This is a genomic window from Tianweitania sp. (assembly GCF_032053605.1).
Classification (GTDB): Bacteria; Pseudomonadota; Alphaproteobacteria; order Rhizobiales; family Rhizobiaceae; genus Tianweitania.
In genome coordinates this window covers 4557-10936 of the sequence record NZ_DAMBUH010000107.1, presented here as the reverse complement: position 1 = coordinate 10936, position 6380 = coordinate 4557, and the positions used below count along the sequence as shown (strand labels likewise).

Sequence of the window (6380 nt, the reverse complement as noted above, 5' to 3'; positions counted from 1 at the left end):
CCGCCCTCGTTGATGAGCGCTTTCTACGCAGACGCCCGACGAGAGTCAACACGCTCATGAAAGAAAAATGACGGTTTGAAGTTTCCCTAATGGAAGTCGCAGCGGAAGGTTCCACACGACCGCTCGGTATTCGGTCCCCTCTCACGCTTGTGCCGCTTGCTTAATGAGCGGCAGCCGCATTGCAGCCTAAAAGCGCTGGGATGATGCAGGCAGAGGCGTTGGGTATGCGCTCTATATAGAGAGGCGCCATACGCTCGCGGCATACACAGCCAGCTTCGTCCCATTCGGTTCGCTTCGTTGACTTGCGAACGTCGGGCAGGCAAAGGTTGCCGCGTTGAGCCGAAGGCCGCAGACTGGGGAAGATCTTTCAACCACCGATGCAGGATGTCGACGCGACCATAGCCGCCGCCTTGGGCAATGAACCACCTCTGGATGGAGACGGCCGTAGTGGTCCGCCCGACCGGCGTGAGGTTTCAGCCCGTTGGTTGTCCGGCACGTTCCTGACTGGCGTGACGTCGAGCGTCCTGATGGGTGTTGCCCTGTTTGCCGCGCTCGATGGACGCGAGCAGCTGGCGACCCCCCCGGAAGTAGCCACCCTTTCTCTTGCCGGCTCTCCACCCGATCAATCCGGCGAAGCAGCCAAGCGCGATCGCATCGCGCCACCCCGTGCCATTACGCGTCAGTCCGATCGTCAGCGGATGGAAGTGTCGACGGTGACGAAGCAGGGCGACAGCGATGTCGTCCGCATGGTGCCCTTCATGCATCTGGCCATGAGCCTTGCGGATCGTCCGGCGACCAACAAGCCCTACCCCAAATTCGATCCGCTGGACGTCTTTGCTGAAGACGCATCCGTGCAGACTGCCAATACCGGGCTGATCTACGGCGCCAAGGTGGAAAGCGAAGTCACGTTGAAGACGGCGGACTTCCCCCTGGAAACGGCGGCCTTCGACGAGAAGAGTGAATTGTCTGCCGACGAAGTCGAGGATGTGGTGCGCACCACCGGTGTCATCCTTCCCGATGGCGGCGTTCAAGTCGCTTCCCTGCACTATGTTGCTGAAGAGCGCTTTGGCGACGCGGTTGATGCGCAAACACTGAGCACTTACGGCGTGCGCATCGTGCCGGAAAATATGTCGGTTTCCACCCGCGCAGGAAGCGACGCGACAAAGGACTATGCGGAAGAGATCTTGCCCATCAAGGCCGATCAGCCTTTCGACACGGCGTTTGCAGGCTCCGGCTATGAAGGCGACGAAACCCGACGCATGGCACTCGCCCTTTCTACACTGACCGGCCAGGACGTGCTCAAGGCCGGATCGGTCCTGCGCATCGGCCTGGAAGTGGTGGGGGATCGCGGTACGATGCTGCGCTGCAGCCTCTATGAGAAGGGCGAGCATATCCTGACCGTCGCGCTTAACGATCGCGGCCAGTTCGTACAGGGCGATGCGCCCGAACCAAGCCCGCTTGTTGCCAGCGCCTTCGGCGAGAACCTGCCGCTGCCGACACGCGGCGACCTGCCGACGATCTATGACGCGGTGAACCGGACAGCTTTGTCGTACGGACTGTCGCGTTCCATGACCAAGCAGTTGGTGAAGCTGCTGGCTTCGGATGTCGATTACCAGGCAGCGATCGGGCCGAAGGATCGGTTGGATGTGTTTTTCTCGCAGCCAGACGAGAACAACAACAGCACGGATGAATCCGAGCTGCTTTATGTCAGTGCCAACTTTGGCGACATGAAGCGGGTTTATTATCGCTTCCAGATGGAAGACGGTTCGATCGACTACTTCGATCAGGACGGCAAGAGCTCGCGCCAGTTCCTGCTTCGCAACCCCGTGCCGAACGGTCGCTTCACCTCTGGCTTCGGTGGACGCAAGCACCCGATCCTCGGTTATGTCCGCATCCACAGCGGCGTGGACTGGGCTGCACCCAGGGGAACCCCGATCATTGCTGCGGGCAATGGTGTGGTGGAGTCGGCGGAGCGGAGTTCGTCCTTCGGCAACCAGACGATCATTCGCCATGCCAACGGCTATGAGACCTCGTATAACCACCAGAACGCCTTTGCGCCCGGTGTGGTGAAGGGGGCAAAGGTTCGGCAGGGTCAGGTGATCGGCTACATCGGGACCACCGGTCTTTCGACCGGGCCGCACCTGCATTACGAACTGATCGTCAACGGCACCAAGGTCGATCCGATGCGCGTTCGTTTGCCGGACAGTCGCGTGCTGAAGGGTGAAGAGCTTGCGGAGTTCCGCAGGGAGCGCGACCGGATCGATGCGTTCTTGGCCGATGAAGCGCAGAAGGGTCTGACGCTGGCCAGCCGCGAAGTGTCGATCAACTGATCCAGGCTCTGTCCGCCTGCTGAACCATCTTCCCCGGAAATGAAAACGCCCGCGACGCTTTCCTCAGCATCGCGGGCGTTTCCGTATTTAAGCGCGTCTCAGTCCAGGAACTGGACGAACACGCCGGGCTTGACGATCTTGGCGAGCTCGGCGGCATCCCAGTTGGTCAGGCGCACGCAGCCATGACTTTCCGTCTTACCGATCTTCGAGGGTTCCGGCGTGCCGTGGATGCCGTAGGTCGGCTTGTCCAAGGCGATCCAGATCGAGCCGACGGGGCCATTGGGGCCGGGCGGAATGCGCAGGACCTTGTCGTTCTGGCCCTGCTGGAAATTGAGCTTGGGGTTGTAGGTATATTCCGGGTCGAACGCGATGCGCTTGACCTGATGCGTGCCGCTTGGCGAAGGCGTGTCGCCCGAGCCGATCGTGGTCGGATAAGCGGCAACCAGATTGCCCGCCGCATCATAGGCGCGAACCTGCTTGCGCGCCTTGTCGGCCACGATGCGGTCGACCTGCGCGGTTACGTTCTGGCCGATATTCGTCACGCGAATGATCGTGCCGGCGCGATTGAAGTTGGCTTCCGGATTCAGCGCTTTCAAATAGTTTTCGTCCATATGGAAGCGCTCGCCGAACATCTCGGTGACCGACGTGTAGCTGAGATGGTCGAGCTTGGCCTTTTCGCTGTAATCCTCAGGCACGGAGGCGACCATGGGTGCAGCCACGTCTTCCGGCGTGATCGTATATTCGATGAAGGCCGGGCCGCCGGTTGCAGCGAGCGCCGCGTCGAGTGCGGCCGAATTGCCGATCGGCAGCGTTTCGCCGGTCAGTTCCTCATAGGCCAGCAAGGCCTTCCGCACATTGCCGCCATCATGCCCATCGATCACGCCAGGCGACGCGCCACCGCGATCAAGCAGCACCTGCAGCTTGGCCATGTCTTCGCTGGCTTTCGGCGACAGGCGGGGCGTGCTCGGTACAGCCTGCTGGACGGGCTCGCTCGGCGTGGTAGAGCCGGTTGTCGCCGGCGGCGGTTCGGTGAAGCCGTTGTCGAGCGGCTGGCGCTCGATGGTGCGGCCGGCATAGGTCGCATCTTCTTCGCGCGTCAGCGGATAGGGTTCGCCGCTGTCACCCGGCTCGGGAATATAGTCCGGACTGTCGCGCAGCGATCCTCCGCGGCCATAAAGGTCATCATCCGTGCGATCATTATAGCGCGGCCGCTGCATGGAACGGCGCTCGCGTTGCAACGGCGCTTCGTTGCGCGCGGTCGGCTCTTCAACACCGATGACCTGGCCCGAGCGCGTGTCGAACAAGACGCGCCGGCCATATTCGTCGTAGAAGACCTGGATGTCGCCGTTTTGCGCAAGCTGCACATTGCCGCCGCGCGAGCCCTGCGTGACAGCGGCGTCATCGCGCATGCCAACGGCGCCCGCAGGCACCAGGCCGGAAACGGTTGCGAGAAGAACAAGCGGAATCAAGCGGCGAAGCATGTTTTTAAAACCTCTGACGTTGCGCTGATCTCGCCATGCTTGTGGTAAACGAAGTGTTAGCGCCACGGTTGCGTGATCCTGTTTTGATGTATCGCGCATGAACCGGGCATGAAAATGGCGTGAGAACTGGCGCTTTCGGGGCAAAGCATCACTTCCGCGTTGGCTCCAGCACGCGATTGCCTTAAGCGGGCCCAAAGCAATTGTCCGGAACCCATCATGACCGACCTTCCCGATCGTTTGAGCATCGACCCAGACAGCAAGTACTACGACGAAACGTTGATCGAGCGCGGCGTCGGCATCCGCTTCAACGGCGCGGAAAAAACCAATGTCGAGGAATATTGCGTGTCCGAAGGCTGGGTGACGGTCCAGGCCGGCAAGGCGCTGGACCGCAAGGGTAAGCCGCTGACCATGAAGCTGAAGGGCAAGGTCGAGCCTTATCTGCGCGACGAGGCCTGACCCTTCTCCTGTCTTGTCGGTCCGGTTAAGTCAGCCCACCAGCGCTCGAACCAAGCAAGGTGGCTGAACAAAGTCAGCTGAATTGCCAGCTTCAGTGTTTCATCCGACAGGCCGGCACCGCAATCAAGAGGCGTGCCGGCTTTGAATCGCAGCTGACAGCTGCGGGCCGCGCGGCAACCACGGCGGGGACAGCGCTCCGAAGCCCCCTGCTCATCCAAGGCGAAGCGCAAAGCATCCTGCCACAAACGCGGGTCGATCTCTTCGTGAAAGAAGTCGCCGGCCTGGTTGATGAGCTTGATTGCTTCGGCGTTCCAGGCCACCCAGGCCTGTTCGTTTGTTTCGGCACTTTGCTTTTGCATGACGATCTCCGGTTCATAAGTCGGGCGCGGGCACGGGTTCTCACCTTCCCGCCTCGTCGAGAGTCGGGAAGCGGACGCAAAGCACCGCGCCTTGATTGATTTTTGATACGGCGCGGATGGTTCGCGTCCGTCGGTGCGCTTGCCGCGAAACCGGTGGTCTGTTTCCGCACGTGCCCTCCCCCTGGGAGGGATGCGGAACCAGCACTGAACCGGTCCGTGGCCTGGGTTTGTGGGGGACTGATTACCCCCAAATCGGGCTACCGGAGCCCAACCAACCCAGACACCGCCGCCCTCCCCTGATCCCCGGTGCGCACCAGAGTTCCCGACAAGGGCGATGGGTGGAGAATAGGAGGGACGAGTGGGGGCGTGGATAAGTTTTTTATCAAAGCGCAGAGTTGAAGGATTTGGCGCAGATCCTCTCCCTCACATCGTGGGGGAGAGGGGGCACGACGCTGCCGTGACGGTGAGAGGGAACAGCTCTGAGTTCGGCGAGTGCAGCGGCGGCGGCGAGGTCGCTCCCCCTCACCGGCCTGCCGGCCACCTCTCCCCCACTTTGTAGGGGAGAGGAAGGAAGTGGGGAGGTTGGTGGCTCATTTGCAACGCTTAGGCTGCAGTTACCTTTGCAGGTGACGCGCCCTCCTCGCCCCCGGAACGGGGGAGAGGTGGCCCGTCAGGGTCGGTGAGGGGGATAGCGCTGAGTTCGCGGATGTTTGGAAGTTGAAAGGGCTACCTCTCAACAATCAATTCAGACCATCCCTCCCGAGCTTGCATGAAGGAGAGAAGCAGCGAGAATATGGGATAAGTCTCGCTGGAGCCAGCACACATGGATGAGCATCCGCAAAATCGCAGCCGGCGTAAGGCAGGGACAACGGAACGTGCACGACTGCTTCGGAAAGGCGACAATCACGCTGAACGGCGTTTGTGGAGCGAGTTGAAAAACCGTCAGCTTGGCGGCCATAAGTTTGTGCGGCAACATCCGATCGGACCATATTTCGCTGACTTTGCTTGTCGTGAAAGGCGACTGGTCGTTGAGTTGGATGGCAGTCAGCATGCAGAGTCAGATTATGATCGACGCCGAGATGCGTTCATGTGCGCGGAAGGCTGGTCGGTACTGAGGTTCTGGAGCCATGAAGCGCTGAAGGAAACGCAGAGTATTTGCGAAACAATATTCGCCGCGCTGGATGGGCGTTTGCAAGACGAAATGGTCGCGGTCGATGTGCGTTTTTTGTTACGAAGGAAGGAAGAGCTTCGTAAGGGTGATTAGTCTTCGGCCAGGAACATGAAGCCGTTGCTCGGCGGGAAGGTGCTCCCCCTAACCGGCCTGCCGGCCACCTCTCCCCCACTTTGAAGGGGAGAGGAAGCAGGCGGCGAGGTCGAAGGCTCCTTGCTAGGCTGCGTTTGCGCCGAAGCTGCAGGTTCGGCACCCTCCTCGCCCCCGGAAAAGGGGAGAGGTGGCACGGCAAAGTCGTGACGGTAAGGGGGATGGCGCTGAACTTTCAGGCAACTCAGATGAAGACAGAGCTATTGTTCTGCATGTTTCTATGCGGCCATCTTCCCCGCCCCCGGCCATCCCGCCAAGGTCTGATCCACCACCTTATCCAGCCCCTCGCGTGACACGCCAGATTTTGCCTGCACGGCGATCCCATGGATCACAGCCATGAGGTAGGTCGCCATGCCGGCGCAGTCGGCTGTGTCGGGCAAGTCTCCGGCGGCTTGGAACTCTTCGAGTCGCTGCCGCAAACGAGTCTCGCCGC

The 6380-nt window shown here is 60.8% G+C and carries 5 protein-coding genes and 1 pseudogene; 3 read left to right on the top strand and 3 right to left on the bottom strand.

Translation table 11 applies throughout. From position 1 onward, the window contains the following. Positions 1-377: 377 nt before the first annotated feature. Positions 378-2330: a M23 family metallopeptidase gene (locus RTX98_RS17375; protein ID WP_312798067.1), complete on the top strand. Its 1953-nt coding sequence runs from the start codon at positions 378-380 to the stop codon at positions 2328-2330. 98 nt (positions 2331-2428) lie between these two features. Here RTX98_RS17375 and RTX98_RS17370 read toward each other — a convergent pair whose 3' ends face one another. Next, a complete protein-coding gene (locus RTX98_RS17370) occupies positions 2429-3811 on the bottom strand; it encodes a L,D-transpeptidase (RefSeq protein ID WP_312798066.1) in 1383 nt (460 codons plus the stop codon). A 216-nt stretch (positions 3812-4027) separates the two neighbouring features. Between RTX98_RS17370 and RTX98_RS17365 the strand changes: the two genes are divergently transcribed. Beyond that, positions 4028-4267, top strand: coding sequence for a DUF3297 family protein (locus RTX98_RS17365; RefSeq protein WP_312798065.1), 240 nt, complete (start codon positions 4028-4030; stop codon positions 4265-4267). Here the strand turns inward: RTX98_RS17365 and RTX98_RS17360 are convergent. Continuing rightward, entirely contained in the window at positions 4246-4626 is a 381-nt protein-coding gene (locus tag RTX98_RS17360) for a hypothetical protein (RefSeq protein WP_312798064.1), read from the bottom strand. The two genes, RTX98_RS17365 and RTX98_RS17360, sit on opposite strands and share 22 nt — an antisense overlap. An 823-nt stretch (positions 4627-5449) precedes the next feature. On the opposite strand from RTX98_RS17360, the gene RTX98_RS17355 reads away from it, so the two are divergent. Beyond that, positions 5450-5890: an endonuclease domain-containing protein gene (locus tag RTX98_RS17355; RefSeq protein WP_312798063.1), complete on the top strand. Its 441-nt coding sequence runs from the start codon at positions 5450-5452 to the stop codon at positions 5888-5890. A 275-nt stretch (positions 5891-6165) separates the two neighbouring features. Here RTX98_RS17355 and RTX98_RS17350 read toward each other — a convergent pair. Then, positions 6166-6380, bottom strand: a pseudogene (locus RTX98_RS17350) (TetR/AcrR family transcriptional regulator); the annotation flags it as partial.

Excerpts from the sequence above, each read along its gene's own strand:
- RTX98_RS17375 (WP_312798067.1), top strand. The coding sequence starts at position 378 with ATGCAGGATGTCGACGCGACCATAGCCGCCGCCTTGGGCAATGAACCA.
- RTX98_RS17370 (WP_312798066.1), bottom strand. The coding sequence starts at position 3,811 with ATGCTTCGCCGCTTGATTCCGCTTGTTCTTCTCGCAACCGTTTCCGGC.
- RTX98_RS17365 (WP_312798065.1), top strand. The coding sequence starts at position 4,028 with ATGACCGACCTTCCCGATCGTTTGAGCATCGACCCAGACAGCAAGTAC.
- RTX98_RS17360 (WP_312798064.1), bottom strand. The coding sequence starts at position 4,626 with ATGCAAAAGCAAAGTGCCGAAACAAACGAACAGGCCTGGGTGGCCTGG.
- RTX98_RS17355 (WP_312798063.1), top strand. The coding sequence starts at position 5,450 with ATGGATGAGCATCCGCAAAATCGCAGCCGGCGTAAGGCAGGGACAACG.